Origin of the sequence: Streptomyces sp. NPDC057654 (genome assembly GCF_042800135.1) — a bacterium.
GTDB lineage: Bacteria > Actinomycetota > Actinomycetes > Streptomycetales > Streptomycetaceae > Streptomyces.
The window spans coordinates 1-1,525 of the sequence record NZ_JBHVHQ010001326.1 but is presented as its reverse complement, the minus strand read 5'-3'; the positions used below and the strand labels follow the sequence as shown (position 1 = coordinate 1,525).

The following is a 1,525-nucleotide window of genomic DNA, read 5'->3' as shown; positions in this document are numbered from 1 at the left end:
CCACCATGCCGATCCGCTACAGCCCCGAGAGCGTCGTCATCCCTGACGACCCCACCGCGATTCTCGAATGGGCCGCCCACCACATCGAACACGTCGGCCTCCACCAGGGGCCCGGCCTCTTCGACGGCCCCGGCCGCACCGTCACCCTGCCGTGCTGGCCGCGCGGCGCCGTCGAAGTCGCCGCCGGCCACGGACGCGGAAGCAGCCGGCACACCTACGACTGGGACCGCATCTGGCAAGCCCGCGACGAGGCACTTCGCACCCTGTCCGAGCACCTCACTGGGCACCACCTCGAAGCAGACGATCTCGCAGCCGCCAAGCGGCTGCACCGCGACCTCATCGACCGATGGAGTGCCGATCCCGGCCGAACTGCCGAAGACGCCGCCCACGCACTCCGCGCCGCCGCCGACCGCGCCACCTGCCTCTTCTGACGGCCGCCGCCGGGGACGATCCCGCCGCCCCCGGCCCCGCCGCCCCGGACGTTCACGACCAGAAAGCCCAGCACCATGCACGCGACGAAACACGACTCCACCCCACCCGCCCGGACAGCAGGCCGACGCGGTGCCGCGCAGCCCAGCAAGGACGGCGTCGCCCGCGTCGGCGTCCCCCTGCAACTTCGGCTCAGCGCATCCGAACTCACCCGCGTACTCATCGCCGCACCCGCCGAGCACGACCTGACGACGCTCGACGCCGTCCAGACCCGCGCCCTCGTGGCCGACGTCCTCACCCAGCACGGATACGACGTCCTCACCCGCACCAGGTACGACAGCAACAACGACCGCCACCATGCCGCCCGCCGAGCGATACGCCGCGCCTACGGCCACCGGTTCACCACCGCCCCGGACGAACAGCAGTTTCTCGCCGAACCGCTCCTGCACACCGTCCACGCCGACCTCTGGAGCGACCAGCCGTGACCACGTACCCCGAACCACGCGGCGCCCGCGACCGGCAGACCTACTACTGGCAAGGGCGCAACCAGCGCAGCCGCACCCGCCCCGTACACGGCGTGCATGCCTGCGAGACGTGGCACATCCTCCACGGACACCCCGGCGGCGCCTACTCCGACTTCGGCCACGACCCCACCCCGCCCGAGCACCACAGCCCCACCCTGCTCACCCGCCGCACGTACGGGAAGGACGACGACCAGTACCGCGGGGGCTGTCTCGCCTGCGACTGGGAAGGAGACATACCCCCAGGCCCAGGGCGCGTGGCATTCAACGCCGCGATCTCAGACGCCCACGACCACGCGTTCCCCGGCTGGCAGGCACTCCCCATCACGCCGAACCGCGGGGAATCCTGGGACCTGCCCCGGAACCAACTCCTGTGGGCCCGGATCGCTGCCGGGTACCCCCGCGGCTGGGTGGAGGCGGGCGCCCCGCTGGTCGTCTGGTCCCGACGCCGAACGGAACCGCACCGGCCGCCGCACCGCCGCCGGCCCCGGTACGAACTCTGGGTAGCCAAACCCAGCCGGCAGGCGGACACCAGCCCCGCCGAGCAGGCCGAACTCTTCTAGCGCCCCGCGGAC

At 72.3% G+C, this 1,525-nt stretch carries 3 protein-coding genes; all 3 read left to right on the top strand.

The window, feature by feature from the left end; all coding sequences use genetic code 11:
* The coding region (locus ACFU99_RS43300; RefSeq protein WP_384404198.1) for a DUF6197 family protein at positions 1–431 on the top strand (431 nt) is incomplete at its 5' end.
* A 75-nt stretch (positions 432–506) separates the two neighbouring features.
* Positions 507–914, top strand: a complete 408-nt coding sequence (locus ACFU99_RS43295) for a DUF6181 family protein (RefSeq protein ID WP_384404195.1) — start codon at positions 507–509, stop codon at positions 912–914.
* Entirely contained in the window at positions 911–1,513 is a 603-nt protein-coding gene (locus tag ACFU99_RS43290) for a DUF6349 family protein (protein ID WP_384404192.1), read from the top strand. Before ACFU99_RS43295 ends, ACFU99_RS43290 begins: the two co-directional genes overlap by 4 nt.
* Positions 1,514–1,525: the final 12 nt, after the last annotated feature.